Origin of the sequence: Microvirga sp. GCM10011540, from assembly GCF_042650665.1 — a bacterium.
GTDB lineage: Bacteria > Pseudomonadota > Alphaproteobacteria > Rhizobiales > Beijerinckiaceae > Microvirga > Microvirga lenta.
Genome location: NZ_JBHSBQ010000118.1, coordinates 1 through 25,127 on the forward strand (window position 1 = coordinate 1; position 25,127 = coordinate 25,127).

At 59.9% G+C, this 25,127-nt stretch carries 26 protein-coding genes, 1 tRNA gene and 4 pseudogenes; 19 read left to right on the plus strand and 12 right to left on the minus strand.

Features of this window, described 5'->3' with window-relative positions:
• Nucleotides 1–124: 124 nt before the first annotated feature.
• Both ACFOYU_RS17160 and ACFOYU_RS17165 read left to right on the plus strand, forming a co-directional pair.
• A pseudogene (locus ACFOYU_RS17160) lies at nucleotides 125–340 on the plus strand (transposase); the annotation flags it as partial.
• An 84-nt stretch (nucleotides 341–424) separates the two neighbouring features.
• Nucleotides 425–603, plus strand: a pseudogene (locus ACFOYU_RS17165) (IS630 family transposase); the annotation flags it as partial.
• 78 nt (nucleotides 604–681) lie between these two features.
• Here ACFOYU_RS17165 and ACFOYU_RS17170 read toward each other — a convergent pair.
• Nucleotides 682–1,284 (minus strand): hypothetical protein, encoded by a 603-nt coding sequence (locus ACFOYU_RS17170; RefSeq protein WP_377034540.1) that lies wholly within the window; start codon nucleotides 1,282–1,284, stop codon nucleotides 682–684.
• Nucleotides 1,285–1,341: 57 nt separating this feature from the next.
• Nucleotides 1,342–1,899 carry a hypothetical protein gene (locus tag ACFOYU_RS17175; protein WP_377034541.1) on the minus strand — a complete coding sequence of 186 codons (558 nt, stop codon included), beginning with the start codon at nucleotides 1,897–1,899 and terminating at the stop codon, nucleotides 1,342–1,344.
• A gap of 660 nt (nucleotides 1,900–2,559) precedes the next feature.
• Between ACFOYU_RS17175 and ACFOYU_RS17180 the strand changes: the two genes are divergently transcribed.
• Together ACFOYU_RS17180 and ACFOYU_RS17185 are read left to right on the plus strand one after the other, a co-directional pair.
• A complete protein-coding gene (locus ACFOYU_RS17180) occupies nucleotides 2,560–3,225 on the plus strand; it encodes a hypothetical protein (RefSeq protein ID WP_377034542.1) in 666 nt (221 codons plus the stop codon).
• Nucleotides 3,226–3,686: 461 nt separating this feature from the next.
• The gene (locus ACFOYU_RS17185) at nucleotides 3,687–3,983 is read left to right on the plus strand and encodes a hypothetical protein (RefSeq protein WP_377034543.1); all 297 of its coding nucleotides are present in this window, start codon (nucleotides 3,687–3,689) and stop codon (nucleotides 3,981–3,983) included.
• A 45-nt stretch (nucleotides 3,984–4,028) separates the two neighbouring features.
• On the opposite strand, the gene ACFOYU_RS17190 is transcribed toward ACFOYU_RS17185, so the two are convergent.
• The 7 genes and pseudogenes from ACFOYU_RS17190 to ACFOYU_RS17220 form a co-directional block, all read right to left on the minus strand.
• Nucleotides 4,029–4,991: a hypothetical protein gene (locus tag ACFOYU_RS17190; RefSeq protein ID WP_377034544.1), complete on the minus strand. Its 963-nt coding sequence runs from the start codon at nucleotides 4,989–4,991 to the stop codon at nucleotides 4,029–4,031.
• 108 nt (nucleotides 4,992–5,099) lie between these two features.
• Nucleotides 5,100–5,762, minus strand: a complete 663-nt coding sequence (locus tag ACFOYU_RS17195; protein ID WP_377034545.1) for a hypothetical protein — start codon at nucleotides 5,760–5,762, stop codon at nucleotides 5,100–5,102.
• 2 nt (nucleotides 5,763–5,764) lie between these two features.
• Nucleotides 5,765–9,151, minus strand: a complete 3,387-nt coding sequence (locus ACFOYU_RS17200) for a RecQ family ATP-dependent DNA helicase (protein WP_377034552.1) — start codon at nucleotides 9,149–9,151, stop codon at nucleotides 5,765–5,767.
• A 354-nt stretch (nucleotides 9,152–9,505) separates the two neighbouring features.
• Nucleotides 9,506–9,832 (minus strand): annotated as a pseudogene (locus ACFOYU_RS17205) (topoisomerase DNA-binding C4 zinc finger domain-containing protein); the annotation flags it as partial.
• Nucleotides 9,833–10,120: 288 nt separating this feature from the next.
• A complete protein-coding gene (locus tag ACFOYU_RS17210; protein WP_377034546.1) occupies nucleotides 10,121–10,513 on the minus strand; it encodes a hypothetical protein in 393 nt (130 codons plus the stop codon).
• 603 nt (nucleotides 10,514–11,116) lie between these two features.
• Complete coding sequence (locus ACFOYU_RS17215) at nucleotides 11,117–11,566, minus strand: hypothetical protein (protein ID WP_377034547.1); 450 nt, start codon at nucleotides 11,564–11,566, stop codon at nucleotides 11,117–11,119.
• A gap of 577 nt (nucleotides 11,567–12,143) precedes the next feature.
• Nucleotides 12,144–12,233 (minus strand) — tRNA-Ser (locus tag ACFOYU_RS17220).
• Nucleotides 12,234–12,493: 260 nt separating this feature from the next.
• Here ACFOYU_RS17220 and rplU point away from each other — a divergent pair.
• The 5 genes from rplU to proB all read left to right on the plus strand — a co-directional run bounded on the left by rplU (nucleotide 12,494) and on the right by proB (nucleotide 16,283).
• Entirely contained in the window at nucleotides 12,494–12,892 is a 399-nt protein-coding gene (gene rplU, locus ACFOYU_RS17225; RefSeq protein WP_114772676.1) for a 50S ribosomal protein L21, read from the plus strand.
• Nucleotides 12,893–12,930: 38 nt separating this feature from the next.
• A complete protein-coding gene (gene rpmA / locus ACFOYU_RS17230) occupies nucleotides 12,931–13,197 on the plus strand; it encodes a 50S ribosomal protein L27 (RefSeq protein ID WP_226742681.1) in 267 nt (88 codons plus the stop codon).
• Between the two features lie 178 nt (nucleotides 13,198–13,375).
• Complete coding sequence (locus ACFOYU_RS17235; RefSeq protein ID WP_377034548.1) at nucleotides 13,376–14,020, plus strand: GNAT family N-acetyltransferase; 645 nt, start codon at nucleotides 13,376–13,378, stop codon at nucleotides 14,018–14,020.
• 86 nt (nucleotides 14,021–14,106) lie between these two features.
• Nucleotides 14,107–15,141 carry a GTPase ObgE gene (obgE, locus tag ACFOYU_RS17240; protein ID WP_226742683.1) on the plus strand — a complete coding sequence of 345 codons (1,035 nt, stop codon included), beginning with the start codon at nucleotides 14,107–14,109 and terminating at the stop codon, nucleotides 15,139–15,141.
• Nucleotides 15,138–16,283 (plus strand): glutamate 5-kinase, encoded by a 1,146-nt coding sequence (proB, locus tag ACFOYU_RS17245; RefSeq protein WP_377034549.1) that lies wholly within the window; start codon nucleotides 15,138–15,140, stop codon nucleotides 16,281–16,283. Before obgE ends, proB begins: the two co-directional genes overlap by 4 nt.
• On the opposite strand, the gene ACFOYU_RS17250 is transcribed toward proB, so the two are convergent.
• Entirely contained in the window at nucleotides 16,258–17,103 is an 846-nt protein-coding gene (locus ACFOYU_RS17250) for a DUF72 domain-containing protein (RefSeq protein WP_377034550.1), read from the minus strand. The genes proB and ACFOYU_RS17250 overlap by 26 nt on opposite strands.
• Nucleotides 17,104–17,197: 94 nt before the next feature.
• Between ACFOYU_RS17250 and ACFOYU_RS17255 the strand changes: the two genes are divergently transcribed.
• The 6 genes from ACFOYU_RS17255 to ACFOYU_RS17280 all read left to right on the plus strand — a co-directional run bounded on the left by ACFOYU_RS17255 (nucleotide 17,198) and on the right by ACFOYU_RS17280 (nucleotide 22,751).
• Nucleotides 17,198–18,439, plus strand: a complete 1,242-nt coding sequence (locus ACFOYU_RS17255) for a glutamate-5-semialdehyde dehydrogenase (RefSeq protein ID WP_377034553.1) — start codon at nucleotides 17,198–17,200, stop codon at nucleotides 18,437–18,439.
• The gene (locus ACFOYU_RS17260) at nucleotides 18,436–19,092 is read left to right on the plus strand and encodes a nicotinate-nucleotide adenylyltransferase (protein ID WP_226742686.1); all 657 of its coding nucleotides are present in this window, start codon (nucleotides 18,436–18,438) and stop codon (nucleotides 19,090–19,092) included. The genes ACFOYU_RS17255 and ACFOYU_RS17260 overlap by 4 nt, the downstream gene beginning before the upstream one ends.
• Before the next feature lie 151 nt (nucleotides 19,093–19,243).
• On the plus strand, nucleotides 19,244–19,573 hold the full coding sequence (gene rsfS, locus ACFOYU_RS17265; RefSeq protein WP_319004878.1) for a ribosome silencing factor: 330 nt from the start codon (nucleotides 19,244–19,246) through the stop codon (nucleotides 19,571–19,573).
• Nucleotides 19,574–19,590: 17 nt separating this feature from the next.
• Nucleotides 19,591–20,085 carry a 23S rRNA (pseudouridine(1915)-N(3))-methyltransferase RlmH gene (gene rlmH, locus ACFOYU_RS17270; RefSeq protein ID WP_226742687.1) on the plus strand — a complete coding sequence of 165 codons (495 nt, stop codon included), beginning with the start codon at nucleotides 19,591–19,593 and terminating at the stop codon, nucleotides 20,083–20,085.
• Nucleotides 20,086–20,142: 57 nt separating this feature from the next.
• Complete coding sequence (locus ACFOYU_RS17275; protein WP_377034554.1) at nucleotides 20,143–21,435, plus strand: murein hydrolase activator EnvC family protein; 1,293 nt, start codon at nucleotides 20,143–20,145, stop codon at nucleotides 21,433–21,435.
• On the plus strand, nucleotides 21,435–22,751 hold the full coding sequence (locus tag ACFOYU_RS17280) for a S41 family peptidase (protein WP_226742689.1): 1,317 nt from the start codon (nucleotides 21,435–21,437) through the stop codon (nucleotides 22,749–22,751). Before ACFOYU_RS17275 ends, ACFOYU_RS17280 begins: the two co-directional genes overlap by 1 nt.
• Before the next feature lie 15 nt (nucleotides 22,752–22,766).
• Here the strand turns inward: ACFOYU_RS17280 and ACFOYU_RS17285 are convergent, their stop codons facing one another.
• Entirely contained in the window at nucleotides 22,767–22,922 is a 156-nt protein-coding gene (locus ACFOYU_RS17285; protein WP_377034551.1) for a hypothetical protein, read from the minus strand.
• A 48-nt stretch (nucleotides 22,923–22,970) separates the two neighbouring features.
• Here ACFOYU_RS17285 and ACFOYU_RS17290 point away from each other — a divergent pair, with 48 nt between their 5' ends.
• From ACFOYU_RS17290 to ACFOYU_RS17305, 4 genes are all read left to right on the plus strand, one after another.
• Nucleotides 22,971–23,513 (plus strand): RNA pyrophosphohydrolase, encoded by a 543-nt coding sequence (locus tag ACFOYU_RS17290; protein WP_226742690.1) that lies wholly within the window; start codon nucleotides 22,971–22,973, stop codon nucleotides 23,511–23,513.
• Between the two features lie 58 nt (nucleotides 23,514–23,571).
• Nucleotides 23,572–23,784: a sugar phosphorylase gene (locus ACFOYU_RS17295; protein ID WP_226742691.1), complete on the plus strand. Its 213-nt coding sequence runs from the start codon at nucleotides 23,572–23,574 to the stop codon at nucleotides 23,782–23,784.
• Between the two features lie 169 nt (nucleotides 23,785–23,953).
• Nucleotides 23,954–24,100, plus strand: coding sequence for a hypothetical protein (locus ACFOYU_RS17300; RefSeq protein WP_226742692.1), 147 nt, complete (start codon nucleotides 23,954–23,956; stop codon nucleotides 24,098–24,100).
• Nucleotides 24,097–24,318, plus strand: coding sequence for a hypothetical protein (locus tag ACFOYU_RS17305; RefSeq protein ID WP_226742693.1), 222 nt, complete (start codon nucleotides 24,097–24,099; stop codon nucleotides 24,316–24,318). The genes ACFOYU_RS17300 and ACFOYU_RS17305 overlap by 4 nt, the downstream gene beginning before the upstream one ends.
• A gap of 110 nt (nucleotides 24,319–24,428) precedes the next feature.
• Here the strand turns inward: ACFOYU_RS17305 and ACFOYU_RS17310 are convergent.
• Nucleotides 24,429–25,127: pseudogene (locus ACFOYU_RS17310) on the minus strand (hypothetical protein); the annotation flags it as partial.

The following is a 25,127-nucleotide window of genomic DNA, read 5'->3' on the forward strand; positions in this document are numbered from 1 at the left end:
CCATCGTGCAGCGTCAGCTACATCAGGGCGAGCACGGCCTCGTCAATCTTGTCGTGGTCGATCTCCATGCGGCCACTTTACCACGCCGCAGCCGAAATTCCGCGGTCCTCGGCGGATGCGTACGATCCAGGCGGCAGAAGCGAGTCTGCTGTACCTGCCGCCGTACTCGCCCGACCTGAACCCGATTGAGCAGGTGTTTGCGAAACTCAAAGCACTGCTGCGCAAGGCTGAGACGCGGACGAAAGAAGCTCTCTGGACCACCATTGGCGCACTGCTCGATGAGTTCTCGCCCGAGGAGTGCCAGAACTATCTCACCAACAGCGGCTATGAACCCGTGTAAGTCGAAAATGCTCTAGTGGTCTCCGCCCAACGAAAGAGTCCGTTTGCGGATCCCTGTTAAGCGGAGCGTATGCGAGGCTGTGGCATGTGCACGGGAATCTCGCTTATCCTGACACCCTCTGACCGGCTTCGCCTTGAGATGTCGCCAGCAACCGGAACATGAATCAGAAACACGTCTGGCGAGCTGCCATCGTGCTGCTGAGCGCGGGTGGCCTCGGCACGACCCAGATCATGCGTCAGACCGGCACCTCCAAAACCTGCGTCTGACGCTGGCAGGAGGCTCAACCCATCCACAAAACTCATCACGCCGCATGGCCATCTGCTTGGCCTCCTTAGCTGCTGTCATGCCGTCCGTATGTCCGCCGCGCGGCAGCAGGCGTACGCATTGTTCTCAACACACCGATATTCGTAATCATAGTCCCCGTATGGAAAATTCCCTCCCCCACCGACTAAGATGTGCAAACGGCAGTTCCGACAAACTAGGTCTTGCACCGGATTGATTTGAATAATAGCTGCTCGCTTGAGCGAGAACGCAGCTCTTACATGCTCAATACCATGCTCCTCAATTCCTTGGTGAATAAACTCGTATGTACTGTAGACGTGTTCGCATCGGGGACAATCCAGACTGTTAGCGTATCCATCGACCTCTATGTTGAAATCCCTTTTGACCCTCGCAGACACTTCCGCCGAAATAGGTCTGAATCCAACGATTTTGGCCCGTTCCGGTGTCCAGTACCGCCGTCTAATTGCCTCAAACACGGAAGGCTTACAGTAGAGTGTTGCAGTTATGCCTTCCGCAATGGCCTTCATTGCCCATTCAACCACTGCAGAATCTTCTAACGAAACTACATTTTTGCCTTGATGGACTAGCGCTTCGATGGTGCCAAAACTCAGAGGCGGGCGATCGGCTTGGTTGGAAGCTTCAGGTGCCAGAGGTTTTTTCATTTCACACTTCCGTTCATCTTCAGAGAACGCAAACGAATTCTGGTCAATTAGCTAGGCTTAAGCCGTGAACACTGGGTCCGTTGAGCACGACCCACAGGGACCGATGGCGTAGGCCCAACCTTTCCCGGGCACATAGACTGGGCATGCACACATCAGAACGGGCCCCATGCACCAGCTGGTACACTGCGGTTTCTGCAATTCACCTACAGACGGACCGATAGGTAGCCCTTCGCCTTCAAAGCCGCTCAGGCCAGCTGGCATGGCCATCGGCATGGCAGTGGGGGTGCGGGCCGCCATCAATTGCATGAGCGCCTTCGCCTGCGGATCGGCTGGTTCATTCAAAAGGATTCGAAAGACCGGATGGGAGTGATCTTTACAGGGCTGGTGCCCAATGTGGTGGGCTTCGGCAATCATTGCGCTGGGGATATTAACCCATGAGCCGCAGCCAGCAGGGGCAAAACTGACGTAACCTGGCTCTGCAGAAGCCTTCATCATGCCGATCAGCTGTGTGGTGGTTCGGTCCAAGCTACCGTCAGAGAGCGCCTTTTCCAGTCCCGCACCGTCGAGAGCCGCTCGACCACCGGCGGTTCCTGCTGCGTTCTTCGCCAGAGCCATACGCCGTCTCCTCAGTGCTGCACGGGACGACCAACGGGGACTCACTGCCTAACAATAACATATGTTGGCAAATTAGTCCTGCGAAAATGGCTGACTGAGGACTTGAGGAAGACCTGCTGGTGGAGAACCCGGTCGGCCAACCCGGTCGAAAAGCTCACTGGCATGAGCGCTCCTGACATAAAGCTGCCGTTTGCCCAAACTCCGCGTTAGGTTCGAGCAGAGCATCGCAGATCGGGTACCAAGTGTTAGATTTTAACCACTAGCTCAGCGTCTAGGCTTCAGCCCTGTCACAAGCGTCACATTGGGCTGCAAGAGCTAAGTCATTGCAAATGCTGAGGTCACAGCGTCACAAACGTCACATGTAAAAAACTGGAGTGCATGGACGAAACCTGTCCGGCGTAGAGCTTCGGTCGACTCTTAGGTCTTTAACCAACCTGGGACACCACTACGTCCTGTTAAATAGTTATGTGCCGTAATCCTTGAGATCTCAATATACTTAGCTCGCCACGGCAAGTTCTGCTCACCTAGTTATAGAACAATATCTAGGGATGTGTGCACTGCGATTTGCATTTCTAGAACAACCACTAAATTGACAGATTTCATCTAATTAGATAACTAGGTAGGGCCTAAGGCGACACCTAGAAATTAAAGGGCCAAATAATGACATACATTCCCCATTTCAGCCGAGCTATCCTAGAAAGAGGCAAGGGCCGTGCCGCACGAGGCGCGGTCCTGAGTGAGGCCCTGCGCAACATTCTCGAGGACAACGGATACCAGCTTGGTGACTCTCTGCGGGTTCCTGGGGCAAAAGCTTTCCATGCAGTGAGGGATGGTAAGAAGGTAGCCTTGGCTTTGAAGATTTCGTCCGATCGCTGGGTCAGTGCAAACAGGTCTAAGGATGGCCGTTTTGGGGCGCTCGAGGCGGCAGATACATTAGCGGTGATCACCTTCGACAGTCGGTACGATTGGGATCCGCAGCGGCTTCAAGTCCTTACATTCGACTGCAAAGAGGTCCTGAAGAAAGCCAAGGCAAGATACAAGCGCGACCACTCCGACATCGGCTTTCTCCCCTTAGATGACGATAGTGCTTGGCCCGATAGTCCGTTCAACCTCAAAGATCTCGGAAACCGCATCTACGACGAAGAGATCGAATGGCTGGATGATGCTGAGGGCGACGTCGCCGAGGCTGGAGATGAAAGCGAAAAGTCCGAGGCCATGGAAGCGGTGGATGTCGAGACCCTCACAAATCGCTTCAAGCAAGATGTGGCCCGGGAGCTGGGTATTGATCTGAGCCAAGTTGAAATTACGATCACTCTGAAGATTTGAGCCCCAGGATCAATGCCAGCAATGTCCCTTCCGTACGAGACCCCGTTCTGCATTGAATTCACGAACAACTCTCATGCCGAGAATAAGAAGGAGCGCCATTTCGCTGAATATGCTGAGGCGAAGGAGTTCTACTTGGAGTGCCTTGACGTCCATCGGCATGTGTACTTTTGGGAGATTGGATCCTTTGCCAGCCGGAATGGCAAGATCGCTGACGAGTGGTTCTGCTTCATGTGGAGGGATGACACCTATCACAATCGGCCCCGAAACCGTGGCGAAGGGTTACGGATGAGCAGCATGAAGGGGCTCTGGAGCTACGAGCCATACAAGAGGTGAGACGACCTGGTGCGCTCATGGCACAAACTGTGCGCTGCGCATTGCCCGCAGGATCAGCAGATTGTAATGTTAAGCTAAGAATAATATTGGGCTGCGCGTTTGCGGCCAGGAAGAGCTGGGGAGCGTCGATGAAAGCCTTTGATTTTGATCATTATTTGATCGATTCCTACGCCCGTTTCTCGCGGTCTTTTACCTCTGTCTGTGTCGACGACCTCAGGCATGAGGTTGAACGGCAGTATGATGCAGGACGATTCTGGCCGGATGCTCTTCTGTCGCTGAACCCGCAGTTCCTCTCCGGACCGACTGTCGATGAATTGGCCGCTTCCGGCGATCTCGACGATGCGACCAGCAAAATTTTCCGGTTTGGTGCCAGTCCCCTCAGGCTCCACCGGCACCAGGCATTCTGGCCTGCCCCATGTGGGTGATCCGGGTGTGGTGTTAATTCAGGGTTTGGCCGAAAGCGGACTGTCCTATTGGCCAAGCCTCTCAACTACGTCGGCCCACCGTGCTGCATCTACATGCCGTCCCTGCTGTAAACATTGGTCGTGAAAATGCTGGGCATAGCCACGGCGGATTTCATCGAAGTGCGATTTTCCAGTAATCCGGAAGTGACCGTAGGCTGCTCCTATCACTCGCAGCGATAGCTCGCCCGGATCAAGTGACGGCACGGTCGCCTCGCACCAAGCTCGAATTGCCGGACGTATCGTTTCGATGTAGGCCACGCCTGGTCCCCGAGGACTGTTTTGCGACCAGCCCAGCCCCAGGACTTCGAATTCCACCTCAAACAGAGGTACGTTATCGAGCATAGTTCGGATTCCCGATTCCAGACGAAGACGGGCATATTGTTCGATAATATACAGATGATAGTCCTGATGGGTGACCAGGATCTTCTGAAGATCGTTGATGATGATCTGCGAGGCGGCGACGACGTTTCTCTCAGTAACGGCTCCCCGCACAGTTCCGGTGCCGATGGCAAACGGGGCGTCTGACGCCAGGAACTCTTTAGCCTCCTTCTCCATCTCGCCGACCCTGTCGATCTCGCTTTTGCCGAAATTAACAATGGCATCGATGCGGTCGGCAAACGCCTCTATCGATCCACGGAGCTCGCGACGCGGAACATCTTTTGTCGCGACAAGAAAATTCATGAAGGCGTGATTGCATTCTGCGACGCGAGTTTCCCCTGCTTCGAGGGCCCTTATCGCATTGTTGCCGATCATTGTGATGTAATGGTTCTTCTTCGAAGAGTCGGCCACATAGTAGTCGTCTAGGCTACCAAAGATCTTAACGAATGCCGCATGAATGCCCCAAAGCGTCATCGCATAACCGGTACGCCCGGCACCGGATCGATCGTACTTTCCCAGGAACTCTTCGACATGATCGAGCGACTTGGATGAGGAGTCTGCCGCCTCAGACTGTTTGTTGAACCAACCCATGCCTATCCTCTCCATTATATATGGAACGTTCGCAGCCTCACACGACACGTGTGATGGCGAGTTGCCAAGTTCGCCTAGATCCTGCAGCGACTCACACTGTTGACTGCACTATCGTGGAAGGAAAAAATGATAAGCTTGAACGGCCAATGTGACGACCACTCCGCTCAAAACCAGGGCAGTTAGAATTCTGGTTCGTCGCTCTAGCCCGGCAATGGCGATTAGTTGGCTGCTCAGTGTCTCGGATTGAGCTTCGCGCATCTTCTTCAAGTCTTCCTTGTTGCTCTCGAATAGACCGGCAAAGGAACTTGCGAGCGCTGCTTGGACTTTCTGTTGAAGCTGCTCAAGGGCGGCTGCATTCTTTGCAGTCCCTTGTGAGACTACTTCGTTAAGAACCTTCGAGCTTTCGGCCAGTGAGTTCGTGATCCGTGTAGTGAACTGCTCGCGAGAGGCGACTTCACCCGCGAGGGTGGACTTAACCACTTCAATCTCTCGCTGCAGGCTCGCGAGGTTCTCGATCAGCCGTTCAGGGTCGGCCTTTCGCACCGAGTTCGCGGCGTCCTCGACCGCTTTCGTCGCTTGGCGCAGCTCGCCGATCAAATCACGGTGGGCGGCCGTTAGCTGGGAAGCGCTCTCTGCCGTTGCCGTTAGGCCTTTACTAGCGCGACCAAGGGATATCTCGATATCCGAGATCTCGTCGAGCTTGCGCGTAACGGTAACAATCTGGCTGTGAGCGTTAGCGATTTTGGTTTCCAAGTCTTGAAGCACACTCATACTCATAATCCTAGTGTTGTTCTGACTGTTGAGCTGCTCCACCTGCTCAAGGCACGATCGGCGGTCGAGCAAAGTAAGTTGGACAGCTCAGATACGTCGAATGCTGACACAACAGCATCTACATCTGAAGAGCCAAAGGATCTCGCCAGTGCACGAGCTTGCTCGTTTACGTTGGTGGGGAGAACCCCATCCTGCGTGAGACGCAGCAGTGTGTAAACGAGGGGTGTGCGCAAGGTCGGTACCTTGGCGGATGCAGCATCGGCCAAATAATTGATCGTCCACTGCACCTCTGCGGTGCTCACATCATACCCTGTGACGGCTGAGCGTAGAGACGCCTGTAGAGTTTGCGAGCAAACGCCTTCATTCATATCCGAACACATTGCCTCGACGAGGCCACGGATGAGCAGTAAACCAGGATGATCCGGGTAGGACTCAAGGGCTCTAATCGCAAGCCCTCGCAACTCACCTGCATCAACCGGAGTTAAAACCTTCTCAATCAGCTCAGCCCATTGGGAGAAATCTACGTCTGTTCCTTCCAGCAAAGCATCCAAACGCTCAGCGCCAAATCCTTCTTGCAGATAATCAATCAGACGCCGCCGGATGTCATCGTCCGATGTTGCGGTTCGCGCCAGCAAAATCGCTTCCTGTATAGATCGACGGCGCGCACGCTCGACAATATCGTAAGTGAAGTTGATGAGCTTCGATGCCAAAGCAAAAGCGAGCTCCTTCGGGCTTCCCTCCCGAATTTCGCCTACTTCTTTTGCAAATGATTTCGCTCGAGTTGGTTGCGAAGCGCTCGCATAGTCCAACAGCGCTGCTGTTGATCGCTCGAGATCAAACTGATTGACGTGCAGGAGAAACTTGGCGCTCCCGAAAGCTACCTCATAATCGGATAACACGGCGATCTTAGTCAATCTGAAGATAGCCTTCTCTTGGTCCTTACGGTCCTCGGCACTCCAAAATGGAATCTCGATTTGTGTGGCTCGTGTGAGATCCCCTATTGATTCCAGCACACGACGGGCATTTTCCACGTCAGCGGAGATGCCGTTGAAGCTTTCTAAATGAAAGAAGAGAGCGCGTGTGATGTCATCCCGCAGTGACGTCTTCTTGCTAGCTTCCTCGTAGAGCTTCTTTAGTTCCTCTAAATCAGCAGACGGATTCAGTAACTGGTCCGAACGACCCGCATCGAACTCGGAGAACAGGACGGTGCATAGAGCAGGCTTACGGTCGCGTCCCGCTCGGCCGGCTTCTTGATAGAAGCTTTCGAGTGAACTCGGCATTCCATGATGGACGGTGTAGCGGATATTTGGTTTATCAATGCCCATGCCGAACGCTTTTGTGGCGACGAGCAGGGGCACCTTGTTCCCCTTGAACGCTCTGACGTTCTCCCTCTTGAGCGCTTCCCAGTTGCCAGTCGGCAAGCCGGTCGGCGCCTTACCAGAATAGACGGTTACTTCGGCCTCGGTTGCTTTCCGTGCTTCGGTGGCGGTGGCTGTGACGCCGTGAGAAATGCCATTGACGGTCGGAGTGAAAATCACTCCGGAATATGTGCTCCTCCCCGCAGGCTGGAAGAACTCGCTTTTAGGAATTCCAAAGCGCTCTGGTAGCGAATGAAGTAGTCCACGTAGTACTGCCTTCTCGTCGCCTCCAGGAGCGGAACGCATAATCCGGAACTTCAACTCCGCGCGGTCGAACGAGGTCGGCCGCAGGACTGAATCGCTGCGATGACGATCTATTTGTAGTTCAGCAAGAACATCACGGAGTACTGCCCGTGAAGCTGTGCCCGTGAGTGCGAGTAGCGGAGGCGGATCGCCAGCTCGATCCTTGCCGAACGCACGGATGTTTCGACCTATATTTAGGTATGCGGGTCTGAAATCGTGACCCCATTCTGAGACACAATGTGCCTCGTCGATGACGGCCAAGTTGACTAGTGAGGTTTCCGAAAGAGCCCGGAGGGACTCCCGAAAGCTTCTCGACTGCAGTCGCTCGGGCGAGTGTAGGACGAACTGATACTCCCCTCGCTCAACTCGAAGCAGCATCTTCGCGCGCTCGTCGAGAGACGCGAGGGCGCTGGTCACCGGAGCGGCTCGATCAATGCCATACTGTGCGAGAACCTCAATCTGGTCTTCGATCAAGGAGATGATTGGATCAACTACCAAGGTAACGCCTGGCATCAAAAGGCCGGCGAGTTGATAAATGATGCTCTTCCCGGCTCCGGTAGGAAGTAGGACAATCGAGTCCTGCTGTCGCAAAGTCTTGAAGACGGCCTCGTCTTGGAGTGGTCGGAAGTCGATCTTTCGAAAGATGTTCTGAAGGAAGAGCCGAAGCGATGCTCTCGCCGAATCGAGATTGGTCACCTGTATAGCCCGCCGTTCAAGGCTGTAGTTTTGCCTAGCTGCGACGTCGAGCGGTAAATACGTAGGCCGCAGGATGATGTCGGCCTGCCCATGTGTGGCAGAGCTTATTCGATCGTATGGGCTAGAGAAGCGTTCAATGAAAACGGATAGAACTGAGCCCAAATCATCTGGGATATCTGTGTCCAGCCATTCATTGGCGCTCACTCGAGTGAGAGCTATAGGCTCTTGGTCCTGCGCACGGACAACTAGAACATCAGGGGTGGATTGCACCTGGTAAAGTTGGTCGAGTGCACCCAACAACTGAATGGCGTCATGAAGCGCGGCGGCTGCTAGGCGGCATGAGCCATATACGTTGACTGTCCAAATCCCACCGGGATTGAGCCACCCGAATGATAGAGCGCGGGCGAGTGCAAATTGGAGCTTAGTTGCCTCAGAGCAATCTAAGATCAGTGATGCGAGCCGATCGTCATCCTCACTACTAACGTGGTTCAAGGAAAGTGCTGGGGAACAGTGACGGTATATTCTATCTAAGTTCGGGCCAGACCCGTTCTCTATCTCGCGATTAGGAACGCGAACAACCGGAATCCCCATTGAGGAGAGCGCGGCATCGCGCGCCGAATCGATTTGAGGGTTATCTAGGTGTTCTGAGCCGTCGATCTCTATTGCTAGGGGGGCAACTCTTGGATGAGAGAACAGAAAATCGACGCGTCGGGACCCTTCAGAATTTAGGCCATGCGCTTCCATCAGCCTGTCTAGAGAGGCTTGTGGAGCGAACCAGTGTCCGGCGTTCGGGCCTAGTCGCGAGGGCACCCATTCTGTTGCAAATATTCGTTCAGAAGGGCTGCCTAGGAGGGCCTCTGAGCCGAGTTCCTCCGCTGTGGCGGAGGATTCGATAGTGAAGCTGTCTCGCTTAGTTAGTGCGTTGAGCAGACGATCTAACGGGATGCGACCACGGTGCGCGCGCAAGGCCCATCCAAGCTCTTGTCCTTCGTCCGAAAGGTCGGAGATAGGAGATCGGAGATCTGCTTCCAAAATGCCCTGCTCCTCAACTCGAAGCGTAGGTAGTGGAGCATGACCTCTCTGGAGTATTTTTATCAGCAGTGAGCTCGTTAGCTGCGCATCCTCGTTCGTAAATCTTCCTCGATTGCGTCGAGTCAGCATCACCGCTTGGCCGAGTGTTCTTAGCAACGTCCGATTTTTCCAGTCGATGCAGTCCCTGCTTATTTGAGGGATGGACCCAACTTGAATGTACTCTGTTACCCAGTCCTTTCGGGCGCGGGGTTCGGGCCACTGAACGGACAGGGTAGCTCCGGATGCGCGAGAGATTTGGAGTGGAACATGAGGTGAATCACCTTTTGAACCATCGGCGCCAGCAATGTTCAGCGTCGCCTTACAGTTAGGGTAAGCCGAGCAGCCCCAGAATGAACTCCCAGCATTCGATCCTTGTCGAGCGACCCGCGCGATCATAGGTGAGCCGCAGGACGGGCATGATGGGGATTCTTCGGAAAAGTCTCTAGGTTTAATCGGAGCCGTCCGGGGTGCGTCTGCGCCCTGAAGCCTTCGATTAACTCTGACCAGCAAGCTCTTTGCTGCTTGAGATGATCGAATTTCTAATTCGGTTTTGAGAACTTTGAGCTGCCCCGGATTATCTTTGTGGCTGTTCAGGAACTCCTCAAGCTGTGTTGAGCTGAGATCAAAAAGTGGTCTGGACATCAAAACACGAGTTATTGAGAAACGGTTTGGAACCTTAGCGGTAAACTGTTCTCATTCGCAATGATCGAGCAGACCAATAGGTCATTTAGTTTAACAAGCGACAGTAATTGACGTGCATATGTAACATTTCTGTCGCACCGATCTTTATGGGTCTAATTCAACCTCTGACCCATATTTAAAGGCATTGCATTGGTCCCATGGCCAAGCAATCCGCGAAGGTAGGGAATGGGATAGGGAAACCTCAAAAGTCGAAAGCAACCCCCAAATAAATTCAAATACTTATAGAAATTAAATGGCGGAAGGGGGAATCTGGACGGTGCCGAAGGGGCGGATGAAGGTGGGCCGTGAGCACCGAGTACCACTCTCCCGTCGGGCCAAGGAGATCCTTGTCAGAATGGGCGAGGTTCGAAGCGGCGACCTCGTGTTTCCTGGCGCGAAGCGAAATCGGCCCCTGTCCACGATGGCTTTGGAGACGGTGATGCGGCGGATGAAGTTCCAGCTTTCAGGGCACTGGTCGTTCCAGTTCTGCGTGTATGCTTTGCCCCGCATACGCTCCAGCGCCGCCAGGCGCGTGTCGCGCTGTCGCTTCATGTTGACATCCAGTTGCTCAACCGACTTCAGAGTCACCATCAAGGTCCGCTGCTCAAGCGCCTCGGCGTTGATCCCGCCGCTCGCATTCATGCAAGTCACGACCATCTGGCATTTGATCTTTTTCACCTTCCTTCCCCTGCAGGCTCCGCCTGCTGTCGTTGTGTTGGTGTTAATGTAACTTAGTTGCTAAGGAATGAGCAAGCGTTGCTCTAGACACTGCCGAGTTCCGCTCACATATTTTCCGTGCGAAACCGTCCCAGACTCGGAGGTCGCTCCTCCCAGCCACTGGCACGGATCTTCGCTGCCCACGGCCTGAAGGCCGCTGGCCCGGTGCGCCGGCAAGCCAGCTTCCCGAAGGACGCGACGTGGGTCTGCTGGAAGCGGTTCTAGAACGCGGAATGCGGGCCGATGCTCTTATGAACGGCGGCTTATCCGTTCGATGAGGCGCTAGACCGTAACCCTTACGGGTCGACGGCCGGTCGCGACCCGGAGGACAAGGCCATGCGGCCACAACTCCGAGTCACCGTGAACGTCAAGGTTGACGTGGCGGCCATCATCCTTCGTGTTGGTGCGTTGCTAATAGCATTCTTGACTTGATCGGCGGCCCCGCTTCGGCGGGGCCGTTATCGTCTTCATGAGCTCTCAGATAGATGAAGCAACATGCCTGCCCCGGATATGCCTCACGCTTGGCAGCTATGGAAGGCCACCGTGTTTATCAGCGAGGGTGACGTAATCGTCTATTAGGCCTTGGACGGCAACTTCGAAATGCGACGCTTTCCAGGAAGAAGCATCGTAGGTTGTTCCGTCGGTGCTCTGATAACGCTTGCCGGTGGTATGGTCAGTTGAATGGCGGACGATCTTGAGGCGATTTGCGTCTGACTCTGATGCAACCGAAAGCGAGTGATCGTCGCCGTTCGACCATCGGAGCTCAAAGCTTAGGCCGTAATCATTGCCGCTGACCTTTGCTTTGATACCCCGTTCATTCAAGCGACTCGCATATTCATCGGCAATCGGTCGAAGGTCTGCCAATGCCTTCGCAGCAAACGCGCGGTTGGAGGCCTTCCGATCAGCTGCGGCGGCTTCGGCCGATTTGAGGGCTGCTAACTTGCCGTCGAGTTGCTTGAAGAAGGCGTCCGCCATCATTTTTACCTCCGAGTTTCCGGCCTGAAGGTAAGTAGCCAAAGCCAACTTTCAATATAGCTGCCGAAGCTACGCCTGCCGCAGTCAGGTAATCAGAACCAGCCCAGTTTTCGGGCGCGGGTCGGGCGCAAAATTCCTCAAACGGGCGAGAACAAACGCGAACGAGCGGGAAGTCAAAAATTAGCTAAGTCGTTGGAACCGATATATTCAGGGACTTGCAATGATGTGCCGGTAAGCGTGACAGTTGGGACTAGGAATCTGGGGGCTGAGATCCGAGTCCTTTCGGGCGCGCCATTCTTTTCAAGAACTTTAGAGCAGGAGTCCTTTGTTCGTACTCAGACGGCAATGCGTTGAACACGGCCGGGAGCCTAGTTCTGCGCCGTGCGTGATTTTAGAGAGTTACTACGCAGCGCCAATCGACAGCCGCTTACCGGGCTTATCGCCTCTTCTGACTGCTCGTCTGATGTTTGTGGCGGTGCGCGGGAAAAGGGGGCGCAAATCAATGTTAGGGCCAATGTTAGGGCCAGCTTTGCGATCTCTGCGCTTTATTGAGAGAAATCAGAGCCTTATCGAAGGATTATGGCGGAGAGGGGGAGATTCGAACTCCCGATACGGTTGCCCGTATGCCGCATTTCGAGTGCGGTGCATTCAACCACTCTGCCACCTCTCCGGGGTGCGAAGGCCTTGGGGCCCGCTGGTTGAGGCGGGGTGGATATCACGCGTTCTTCCGCTCTTCAAGCACCTTCCTGCAGGTTTTTGGTTGACAGGGGAGGGTTCGTTCCGTAGAGAGAATTTCTCTATGCGTGGACCCCTGTGTCCGCGCATTTTCATGCGGTGGCCCTGGGCTGCCGTGAACCGAAGCCGGAAACTGCCAAAAAGTCGGCCCTGCGGGTCTCCTGCAGAGAGTCGGGTTTGAACACGAGGATCAAGATGTTCGCAGTGATCAAGACCGGCGGCAAGCAGTATCGCGTTGCCGCTGAAGACGTCATCACCGTTGCCACGCTCGCGGGCGAGCCGGGCTCGACCGTCACGTTCGACCAGGTTCTCATGGTCACGAACGACAACGGCACCCAGGTGGGCGCACCCCTCGTCGAGGGCGTCACCGTGACGGGCGAGGTGGTGGAACACACCCGCGGCGAGAAGGTCATCGCCTTCAAGAAGCGTCGCCGCCAGAATTCGCGCCGCAAGCGCGGGCATCGCCAGGACTACACCGTGGTGCGGATCACCGAGATCCTCGCCGGTGGCGCGAAGCCCAAGAAGGCTGCGGCAAAGAAGACCACCAAGGCTGCGGCGGACGACGCTGCGCCGGCCGAAACCGCTGCTGAGTAAGCGATTTAGGCAACTGACAGGAACACGGGAGTAGACCCATGGCTCACAAAAAAGCAGGCGGCTCGTCTCGCAACGGCCGCGACTCCGCAGGCCGTCGTCTGGGCGTCAAGAAGTTCGGCGATCAACAGGTCGTGTCGGGCAACATCATTATTCGTCAGCGCGGCACGAAGTGGCATGCCGGCGCCAACGTCGGCATGGGCAAAGATCACACCCTCTTTGCCACGGCTGATGGACGCGTCCGATTCCTTACGAAACAGGGCCGAGCTTTCGTATCGGTCGTACCGGCCCAAGAGGCAGCAGAATAACGGCGAGAGCGATACGAAGGAGCTCCCGCCGGCATCACACCGACCCGGCGGATCAGAGCTCCAAGTAGGCCTTCAAGGCCAAGCTCCAGATCCGAGAAAGACAGGGGAGGTGGGATGTCCACCTCCCCTTCGTCATTTCCGGGCCGAAACGAGGGCCCAACCGGATCGGAGCAGGACTATGTTTCCCGACCTCACCCGTGACGATGTGTTCCGCCTTGAAACCCGCCGCCTCTGGCTGCGCTGGCCGCGCCTTGCGGACGTTCAAGCCATCGTACGCCTTGCCGGTGAGAAAGCCATCGCGGAGATGACGGCCCGAATTCCGCATCCGTACCCGCCGGAAGACGCCGAACGCTTCATCTTCCAGTCCCGGCGCTCCAATGCGGACGGCCAGGGCCTCGTGCTCGCCATCACGCCCAAGGGCAAGCCCAACAGCCTCATCGGCGTCGTGGGGATCGGTCCCGGCCTCGAGACGGGCAAGCCGACCCTGGGCTATTGGCTCGGCACGCCTCATTGGGGCCAGGGCTATGCCACAGAGGCGGCCCGCGCGCTGATCGACGCCTTCTTCGCCTATGGCGAGGAGGACGAACTTATGGCGTCCGCCCGGGTGCTCAATCCCGGGTCGCGGCGGGTGCTGGAGAAGTGCGGCTTCGCCTATCAGGGTTCCGGCCTGGCCGAACTCCCTGCGCGGGGCGGATACTACCCGGCCGACCATTTCCGTCTCGACCGGCGGGCCTGGGAGAGCCTGAAGACCTGGGGCCATACCGGCCTCGTGAGGGAACCCGCATCAGTCGATGCGGGGCAGGAGCTCTCCCTCGTTCACTGACGAAGGCGCTCCCGAAGATTTTCGGGAGCGCTTCCACGTGGTCTTTCGTTGCTCCCGTACACCTTGTCCCGTAAAGGATGCGGGTTATGAAATTTCTCGACCAAGCCAAGATCTATATTCGTTCGGGCAACGGCGGCGCAGGCGCCGTGTCGTTCCGCCGTGAAAAATTCATCGAGTTCGGCGGGCCCGACGGCGGCGACGGCGGCCGCGGCGGCGACGTTTGGGCCGAATGCGTGGAGGGGCTCAACACCCTCATCGACTACCGCTACCAGCAGCATTTCAAGGCCAAGACCGGCGGTCACGGCATGGGTAAGAACCGGGCGGGCGCCAAGGGGGCCGACGCGGTTCTGAAGGTTCCGGCCGGCACCGAGATCCTGGATGAGGATGGCGAGACCGTCATCGCCGACATGACCCATGTGGGCCAGAAGGTCCTCCTGGCGAAGGGCGGCAATGGCGGCTTCGGCAACGCCTATTTCACCACCTCGACCAACCGGGCCCCGCGCCGGGCCAATCCGGGGCAGGAGGGGCAGGAGCGTACGATCATCCTGCGCCTCAAGCTCATTGCGGATGCAGGACTCGTGGGTCTCCCGAATGCAGGGAAATCGACCTTCCTGGCCACCGTCACGGCCGCAAAGCCCAAGATCGCCGATTATCCCTTCACGACGCTCCATCCGGGGCTCGGTGTCGTCCGGATCTACAATCGCGAATTCGTGCTGGCGGACATTCCCGGCCTTATCGAGGGAGCCTCCGAAGGCGTCGGCCTCGGCGACCGCTTCCTGAGCCATGTCGAGCGCTGCCGGGTGCTGCTGCACCTGGTGGAGGGCACGAGTGAGGATGCGGGACAGGCCTACGAGACCGTGCGTCACGAGATCGAGGCCTATGGTCACGGTCTGGCGGAAAAGCCCGAGATCGTCGCGCTGTCCAAGGCGGATGCCCTCGACGATGAGACGCTGAAGGAGCAGGTCGCGAAGCTGGAGCAGGCCTGCGGTCAGACACCCCTCGTCATGTCCTCGGCATCGAACCAGGGCGTGCAGGAGGTGCTTCAGGCGCTCCTTGCGGTGATCGACGACACCAAGGCCGAGGAAGAGCCGGCCGAGGCCCAGGAGGAGTGGCGCCCGTGACCCCGGAGATCGGCCAGTTCCGCCGCATCGTTCTGAAGGTCGGATCGGCCCTTCTGGTCGACCGGGCGCGGGGACGGCTCAATCATGCCTGGCTCGCGGCGCTCGCCGAGGACATTGCGGACCTTCATGCCCGGGGCGCCGATGTGCTCGTCGTCTCGTCGGGGGCCATCGCCATGGGGCGAACGGTCCTGGGACTTCCCGCAGGACCGCTCAAGCTGGAGGAAAGCCAGGCGGCCGCAGCCGTCGGGCAGATCGCGCTGGCGCGGACCTGGTCGGAAGTGCTCGCCCATCACGGGATCACGGCAGGGCAGATCCTCGTCACCCTTTCCGATACGGAGGAGAGGCGGCGCTACCTCAACGCCCGTGCCACGACCTTGAAGCTGCTCGAAATGCGGGCCGTGCCCGTCATCAACGAGAACGATACGGTGGCCACGTCCGAGATCCGCTACGGCGACAACGATCGTCTGGCCGCTCGCGTCGCCACCATGATCGGGGCGGATCTGCTGGTCCTGTTCTCCGATATCGACGGCCTCTATACGGCGCCGCCCGCGTCCGACCCGAACGCGGAGCATCTTTCCGTCGTGGAACGCATCACGCCCGCCATCGAGGCGATGGCCGGAGGCGCAGCCTCGGAGCTCTCCCGCGGCGGCATGCGCACGAAGGTGGAGGCGGCCAAGATCGCGACCTCGGGCGGCACCCATATGGTCATCGCCGACGGGCGCACCAAGAACCCCCTGAAGCGGGTCGCCGAAGGCGGGCGCTGCACCTGGTTCCTAACCCCCTCCAACCCCGCAACCGCGCGCAAAACCTGGATCGCCGGCGCTTTGGAGCCGCGCGGCACCCTTTATGTGGACGAGGGAGCGGCCCGGGCGCTCCAGAGTGGCGCAAGCCTTCTGCCGGTGGGGGTCCGCCGTGTCGAGGGCAGCTTCGCCCGCGGCGATGCCGTGACGATCCGCGACGACCAGCGCATCCTGGGCCGGGGGCTCGTGGCCTATGACGCCGACGATGCCGCCCGCATCATAGGCCGCCCGAGCCGCGAGATCGAAGCGATCCTCGGCTATCCCGGGCGGACGGAAATGGTCCACCGGGACGATCTGGCGCTCACGGACCGCACCGTCATTCCAGCCTCCCTGTCAGCCTGAGCAATGTGCTGGCGTCGCCCGGTGCGGCGCTTTTGATGTCGTTGTCGAAATAGACGTAAACATCCCGCAGTTCCTCCTGCCAGGTGGCGATCTGCCGGGCCCAGTCCTGCAGGGTCTCCTGGCTGTAGCTCCCCGCATAGCGTCCGTTGGTGCCGTGGGCGCGAACATAGACGAAATCGGCCGTCGTCACCCATGGAGCGGGAGCGGCCGCGTGATCGGAGATGCAGAGCGCCGCATTGTGGTCGCGCAGCAGGTCGAAAACCCGATCTTCGTACCAGCTCGGATGCCTGAACTCGAACGCGTAGCGGTGCCCGGGCGGTACGAGGCTCAGGCACCGCGCTACACGCTCCATGGTTTCCTCGTTGGCCTTGAAGGTCGGCGGCAGCTGGAACAGGACCGGCCCGAACTTCTCGGCCAGACCAGCCATTCGACCGAAGACGAGGGCGATGCTGTCCTCGATGTCCTTGAGCCGCTTCATATGCGTGATGAAGCGCGAGACCTTCCAGGCGAAGAGGAAGCCTTCCGGCGTGCTGTCGTGCCATGTCCGGACCGCCTGCTCCGTGGGAAGGCGGTAGAAGGAGTTGTTGATCTCGGCCGTGTCGAACTGATCGATGTAGAAAGCCAGAAAATCCTTGATCCTCAGGGTCGAGGGGTAGAAAGGTCCATGCCAGGATTTGTAGTGCCAGCCCGATGTGCCGATCCGGACCTCGGTCGTGTTTCGCAGCTTCGGTTCGGTTGGAGACGAGGACCGGCTTGGCCCTGGGGCCGCCGCGCGTGCTATGGATCTTGGAGGATGGGTTTGCCCCCGGGACTTGGACATGGATGACACTCGCACTTTGAGCGGACTCCCGCTCGCCGAACAGGTCAACGCCGTAGAGGCGGCATCGGTCGCGGGCGCGGACATCCCGGCACTCATGAACGAGATCGGGCGGCGCGCCAGACAGGCCGCCCGCCGCGTCGGGCTTGCGACCGCCGAGGAGAAAAATGCGGCCCTTATGGCCATGGCGGCCCGCATCCGAGGCCGCTCGGGGGCCATTCTGGCTGCGAATGCCGAGGATCTGGCGGAGGCGAGGGCCAAGGGCCAGACCCCCGCTTTCATCGACCGCCTGACCCTCGATCCGAACCGGCTGGAGGAGATTGCTGCGGCCGTCGAGAGCATTGCCCGGCTTCCCGATCCGGTAGGACGGCTTCTCGCGCGCTTCGAACGACCCAACGGGCTGCTGATCGAGCGCGTCTCGACCCCCCTCGGCGTGATCGGGGTCATCTTCGAGAGCCGCCCCAACGTGACGGCGGATGCCGGTGCGCTCTGCCTGAAGGCCGGCAATGCCGCCATCCTGCGCACCGGATCTGAGAGCTTCCGCACCTCCCTGGCCATCGCGGAGGCGATGGGGGAGGGGCTGATGCAGGCGGGCCTGCCGGCGGATGCCATCGTCCTCGTGCCGACCCGCGACCGGGCGGCCGTGGGGGCCATGCTCTCGGGGCTTGGCGGCAACATCGACGTGATCGTTCCCCGGGGCGGCAAGAGCCTCGTCGCAAGGGTGCAGGAGGAGGCCCGTGTGCCGGTCTTCGCGCATCTCGAAGGGATCTGCCATGTCTTCGTTCACGAAAAGGCCGATCTCGACATGGCCAGGCGCATCGTGCTCAACGCCAAGATGCGCCGCACCGGCATCTGCGGCTCGGCCGAGACGCTCCTGGTCGACCGGGCTTGCGCTGCCACGCACCTGAAGCCGCTCATTTCAACGCTTCTGGAGGCCGGCTGTGCCGTGCGTGGCGACGAGGCGGCCCAAGCCGTCGATCCCCGCGTCACCCCTGCCACGGAGGAGGATTGGCGCACGGAATATCTCGACGCCATCATCTCTGTCCGGGTCGTGGACGGGCTGGAGGGGGCCATTGCCCATATCGAGGCCTTCGGCTCCCATCACACCGATTCCATCGTGACGGACGACGCCGCTGCCGCCGAGCGGTTCATGGCGGAAGTCGACGCGGCGATCGTGCTGCACAATGCCTCGACCCAGTTCGCCGATGGCGGCGAGTTCGGTTTTGGGGCCGAGATCGGCATTGCCACCGGCCGGATGCATGCACGGGGTCCTGTCGGCGTCGAGCAGCTGACCTCGTTCAAATATCGCGTGCTCGGCTCGGGCCAGACCCGCCCGTGAAGCCTTCGCCGTTCCGCTTCCGGCCGGAGCCCTCCGGCCTGGCGCGCTTGCCGCGGATCGCGCCCGGCATGCGGATCGGCCTCTATGGCGGCTCCTTCAACCCGGCCCATGCGGGGCACCGGCACGTGAGTCTCCTGGCCCTCAGACGTCTGAGGCTGGACCGGATCTGGTGGATTGTGACCCCGGGTAATCCCTTGAAGGACCTCAGCGAGTTGGTCCCGCTCCCCCTGCGGGTCGAAGGGGCCCGCGAGACCGCCGATCACCCCCGCATCGACGTGACCACCTTCGAGGAGGAGATCGGGGCCAGCTACACGGTCGAGACCCTGGCGTATCTCAGGCGGCGCTATCCGGGCGTTCGGTTCGTCTGGATCATGGGGGCGGACAGCCTCGCCAGTTTCCACCGCTGGCGCGGTTGGCGCAGGATCGCCCGGACGATGCCTTTTGCCGTGGTGGACCGTCCCGGCTGGACCCTGAAGGCCGTCCGCTCGCGTGGCGCCCAGGCCTTGTCGGCCTGGCGAATCGCCGAGGCTCGGGCGCCTGCCCTGGCCGATATGGCGGCGCCGGCCTGGGTCTTCCTGCACGGCCCACGCTCTCCTTTGTCATCCACTGCGATTCGCCGGATGCGACGAACTTCTCCTTTCGGGGGACGTTGAAATAACGTGCCGTTCGACCTTATCTTAAGGTCACGGCGCAGAGTGTTGCGCTGATTGAAAGGGTCTGAACCTGAACCGACTGAACTCGCTTGAGGCGGAGCATCATCCGCTTCCCCCTCTCTCCGGAGCGGATGCTCCGCACGATGAGGATATCCGGGCCGCAGCCCTGGCCTCCCTCGAGGATATGAAGGCCGAAAATACGGTCGAAATCGACCTGGCCGGCAAAACCTCGCTTGCAGACACCATGATCGTTACGTCGGGCCGCTCCCACCGCCATGTGGGCGCCATCGCCGACCGCCTTATCAAGGACCTCAAGGACAAGGGGTTCGGGAATGCGCGCGTCGAGGGCCTGCCCGCCTGCGATTGGGTGCTGATCGACGCCGGTGACGTGCTCGTTCACATTTTCCGTCCCGAGGTTCGTGGTTTCTACAACCTCGAGAAGATGTGGGGCGCCGACCGTCCGCAGGACCGGGCCAGCTGATCAGAGGCTGACTTAAGTTGCGACTGAGCTTGCTGGCCGTGGGCCGTCTCAAGAGCGGCCCCGAGCGGGAGCTGGTCGAGCGATACAGGCAGCGGATCGAAGGCATGGGCCGTGCCCTCGGCATGGCCGGGCTGGACATCGTCGAGCTGCCGGAAAGCCGGGCCCGTCGGGATGACGACCGCCGTGCGGAAGAGGCGTCTGCCCTTCTGGACAAGGCGGGTGCGTCCGTGCTCGTGGTCTTCGACGAGCGCGGCAAGAGCCCGACGAGCGAGGCTTTCGCGGAGCGGGTCCGGCACTGGCGCGACGAGGGCCGACCCGGTCTCGCCTGCGTCATCGGGGGGCCGGATGGCCTCGATCCGAGAATCCGCCAGCGGGCCGATCTGGTGGTTTCCTTCGGGGCGTTGACGATGCCGCACCAGATCGTGCGCGCTCTCGTGGCCGAACAGGTCTATAGAGCCCTGACAATCATCGCCGGTCACCCTTATCATCGCGCCGGACACGATGATTCCTGACGGATGGCCCGCTTCACCTTTCTGACGACCCGCAAGGTTCTCGGCCTTGCTGCATGGATGGCATCTTTCTCCCTGGGCGTCGCGCACGCCCAGCAAGCGCCTGCGGCTCAAGCCCAGCCCGGCGCCGAGACGGCGGAGCAGAAGGCCCAGCGGGAGCGCGACCTCAGGATCCTCGAAGAGGCCATGGCGGCCAGTGCCGAGGCCCGCAAGCGCCTCGAGGCCGAAATCGCCGAGATCCAGACCGACCGGGCCAAGCTCAACACGGCCCTGATCGAAACCGCGAACCGGACGCGAGCCACGGAGGACCGGATCCGAGCCCTGGAGCAGCGGCTCCAGACCCTCACGGCCAGCGAGGCCGCGATCCGCCGGTCCCTCGAGAGCCGCCGCGGGGTCATTATCGAGGTCTTTGCCGCCCTCCAACGCATGGGGCGCCGCCCGCCGCCGGCGGTTCTGGTCCGTCCGGAGGACATGCTCGAAGCGGTTCGCGCCTCGATCATGCTGGGGGCGGTGCTCCCCGAATTGCGGGCCGAGGCCGAGACCCTCGCGACCGACCTCGCCGAGCTCGTGCGTCTCAAGAACGCCATCGCGACGGACCGCTCTACCCTGGGAAGCGAGCTGGCCGCCCTCACGGGCGAGCAGAACCGTCTCACCGCCCTCATGAAGGCCCGCCAGGGCCGGCTCGCCGAGGTCGAGAGGTCAGTGGGCTCGGAGCGGGAAAAGGCTGTGGAACTTGCGCGCCAGGCTGGATCTCTCAAAGAATTGATCGAGCGGATGGAGCAGGAAATCGCCGGGGCCCAGAAGGCCGCGGAGGAGGCCCGCAAGGCGGCCGAGGCGCAGGAGCGGGAGGCCAGGGAGCGCTTCGCCCAGGCGGCGTTCCGCGATCCGGCCCGATTGGCCCCGAAAATCCCCTTTTCAGAAGCGCGAGGCATGCTTCCTCAGCCCGTCAGCGGCGAAACCGTCCAGAATTTCGGCGCTTCCGACGGCTATGGCGGAACGACGCGCGGCATTTCGATCAGGACCCGTGCGAATGCAACTGTTGTATCACCCGCGGACGGATGGGTGGCCTTTGCCGGCCCCTTCCGGTCCTATGGCCGACTCTTGATCATCAATGTCGGTGGAGGCTATTATGTTCTTCTGGCCGGTATGGACCAAATCAGCGTCGATGTCGGACAATTTGTTCTCGCTGGAGAACCCGTCGCATCCATGGGAGAGACATCTCTCATGTCTTTGATGGGCGGTGCCATAGAAAAGAACAATCCCGTCCTCTATGTTGAGTTCAGGAAAGACGGCGGTTCGATCGATCCAGGTCCATGGTGGGCGAAATCGCAAAGCGAAAAGGTTCGCGGATAATGCGCAAACTGTCCCTTTTAATTCTTGGTGCGGCCATTGGCGCGGGCGGTGCGACGGTCATGTCGCAGACGAGCCTGTTGTCCAGCACGAGCGCGATTGCCGCCTCGGCCGACACCTATCGGCAGCTCAGCCTCTTCGGAGACGTTTTCGAGAAGGTCCGCACCGATTACGTAGAAAAGCCTGAGGAGGCCAAGCTCGTCGAGGCTGCCATCAACGGCATGCTGACCTCGCTCGATCCCCATTCGAGCTACATGGACGCCAAGAGCTTCCGCGACATGCAGGTGCAGACCCGCGGCGAGTTCGGCGGCCTCGGAATCGAGGTCACCATGGAGGAAGGTCTCGTCAAGGTGGTGACGCCGATCGACGATACCCCGGCCTCCCGCGCCGGCATCATGGCCAACGACGTCATCACCCAGATCGACGGCGAATCCGTTCAGGGCCTCAACCTGAACCAGGCAGTCGACAAGATGCGCGGCCCGGTCAATTCCTCCGTCACCCTCAAGATCCAGCGCAAGGAAGCGAAGGAGCCGATCGAGGTGAAGCTGACCCGCGAGACGATCAAGGTTCGTCCCGTCCGGGCCCGCGTCGAAGGCGATATCGGCGTCCTGCGCATCACGCAGTTCAACGAGCAGACCTTCGAGGGCCTGCGGTCAGGCATCGATAAGCTCACCAGCGAAATCGGTGCGGACAAGCTCGCCGGCTTCGTGATCGACCTGCGCAACAACCCGGGCGGTCTGCTCGACCAGGCCATCATGGTGTCGGATGCGTTCATCGACCGCGGCGAGATCGTCTCGACCCGCAGCCGCAACGCCGAGGATACCCAGCGGTTCAATGCCAAGGCAGGCGATCTGACCAAGGGCAAGCCGCTCGTCGTGCTCGTCAACGGCGGTTCGGCCTCGGCCTCGGAAATCGTGGCCGGCGCCCTGCAAGACCACAAGCGCGCGACGGTGCTCGGAACCCGGTCCTTCGGCAAGGGCTCCGTTCAGACCATCATCCCGCTCGGCGGCAACGGTGCCGTACGTCTGACGACGGCGCGCTACTACACCCCGTCGGGCCGTTCGATCCAGGCCAAGGGCATCGACCCGGATGTGGAGGTCCTGCAGGACATCCCAGAGGAGCTGAAGGGCAAGGACGAAACCAAGGGTGAGGCCGGTCTGCGCGGCCACCTGCAGAACGGCGGCGAAAAGGAAGAGCGCGGCGGTTCCTCCGCCTACGTCCCGCCGGATCCGGCGAACGACAAGCAGCTCATCGCCGCCTACGACCTGCTTCGCGGCGTTCGCAAGGGTGCGAGCAACACCACGGGCGCCCCGAACTAAGACTCCTGACGCAAGTCATCCCGACACGAAGAAAGGGCCTGACGGCAACCCGCCGTCAGGCCCTTTCCATTCATGTTCGACAAAACGTACGGAAGAGCTTGTGCCGCGCAGGATGAAGCGGCACTCTCGCAGGTGCTTTGGAACCAGAAGTGAGTTGTCGGCGATGATCATCAGATGTCTGCACGGTGTCACTGCAGCGCGTGAGGGAGGCCATCGCCGATGAGGGGCGCCAAAGCATCTCCGAGCAGGAAAGACCTGCCGTATCGCTCCTGTGTCGGAGTCATGCTTCTCAACAAGGATGGGCTCGTTTTCGTCGGCAGGCGCCGTTCGGAGGCCGGCGGCGAGCACGTGGCCGACGGCTACGCCTGGCAGATGCCGCAGGGCGGCATCGATCCGGGCGAGGACCCCTATCAGGCCGCCCTGCGTGAACTGTACGAGGAAACGAGCGTCCGTTCCGTGCGGCTTCTGGCGGAGGCGCCGGACTGGTACTCCTACGATCTGCCCTCGATGGTGGCCGGTCGCGCCTGGCGGGGGCGCTATCGCGGTCAGACCCAGCGATGGTTCGCCTTCCGGTTCGAGGGAGACGAAAGCGAAATCGACATTCTTCATCCCGGCGGCGGCCACCATAAGCCCGAATTCGACGAATGGCGCTGGGAAGAAATGCGGCGGCTGCCGGACCTCATCATCCCGTTCAAGCGCCCCGTCTATGAGAACGTGGTTGCCGCTTTCGGTCACCTCGCAGGGCCTGCGGAACGGAGCTGACGCGATCCGGCGGAACTCCAGCTGCGCCGGTTGGTTGGTGCGCAGCAAGGAGGTGCCCATGGCCGAGACTCTTCGTGAATTCCTGAAGAAGGTGGAGAATCTTCCCCCCGAAACCCTGGTTTGCGTGGCGGAGGTGGACGAGGCCTTTGCGGCGAACGTGGCGCAGGTCGAGATCGTCGAGGATGCCAGGACGCAAAGTCGGAAAGCGGACGGCACGGAAACGGTCGAACTCGCCAACGGCAGTGAAAAGGTGGTCGTGATCCGCTGGTGACGGCTCGGTTGGATCGGCTCATCCAGGAGCGAGTTTTGCGCTGCCGCGCTTGAAACGAAATCCATCGTTCAAAATTGAACTGTCAGAGGCTCGCTTCCTCGGCAGGGAAGCCGGCTCACGGCCTCGCAGCCGCGACATCACGGGCGTTCGGCCCAGTCAGGATCCAACGATGACAAAGAATATTCCCGGTACCCAGCAGAATCCCGACGGCATCCCTCAGGAAGGCCATGGCGGCTCCAATACCCGCGGGACCCAGCACAAGCAGGGCAAGGACGGCAACGGTGCCCAGAAGCGGGAGCAGGAGAAGAAGTCATGAGCAGCAACGGCAACAGAAGCCAGCCCAACCACGTTCGCGTGCAGGGGCAGCAGGACGAGCACGACAATCGGAGCAACACCAATGACAGCGGTGCGCCCGATGTCGGTCGAAACGGCGGCCTGAGCCATCAGGAAAGCCGCGACCATAACAAGCACAACAATGCCGGCCAAAGCGGACACAAACCGCAGCAGCACAGTCCGGCTCAGGAGAAGCAGTAAGAGGCGAGGCTCGTACAGCCCACCATCGCCCTCGCGCTGCACGCGGACTGGGAGCTCAAACAGCGAAGGGCGCTCCGAAATTTCGAAGCGCCCTTTTTCAGTTGCAGTTCTTAGACGACGTAGAAGTCGGCCGCCGTTATCTTGAGGTTCTTGTCGAGCGTGGCGAAGGCGACCGCCGCTCCGCTGCCGGAGCCATCCGCATCATACGAGAGGATGCCCTTCTTGGCGTCGTAGATGATATAGTCGTTGCCGTTCTTGGCCTTGCTGCCGGTGGTGAAGAATGCACCGGCCAGTTTGCCCGGATCGGCCATCGTGCCGTTTCCGATCTTCTTGAAGATCGCATTGTCCAGAAAGATCCGGTCGTCCTTCACGCTGAACTCGACCAGTTTGTCGAGGTTCGTCGACTTGTTCGGCTTGGTGTCGAAGACGAAGGTGTCGCGTCCTGCTCCGCCCTTGAGGACATCATTGCCGAGGCCGCCGTTGAGACGGTCGTTGCCGGTTCCGCCCAGAAGCGTGTCATTCCCCGCACCGCCGAAGATCTTGTCCTTTCCGGCATAGCCATGGGCCCTGTCGTCGCCGACAGTACCGGCGATGGCGTCGTTGGCGGAGGTGCCGACGAAGCTCTTGCCCGCCAATGACGTGGACTCGGGCGTCGGAGAGGGCGTCAGGCTCGGCGTCGGGATAGGAGTGGGGGTGGGCGTCGGCGTCGGCGTCGGCGTGGGTGCCGGAGTTGCGGTGTCGGTGGGCGCGCCGTGCTTGGCGGCCGTGGCGCTGGTGCCGTAGGTGAGGTCGGGTGACTTCACGTTGTA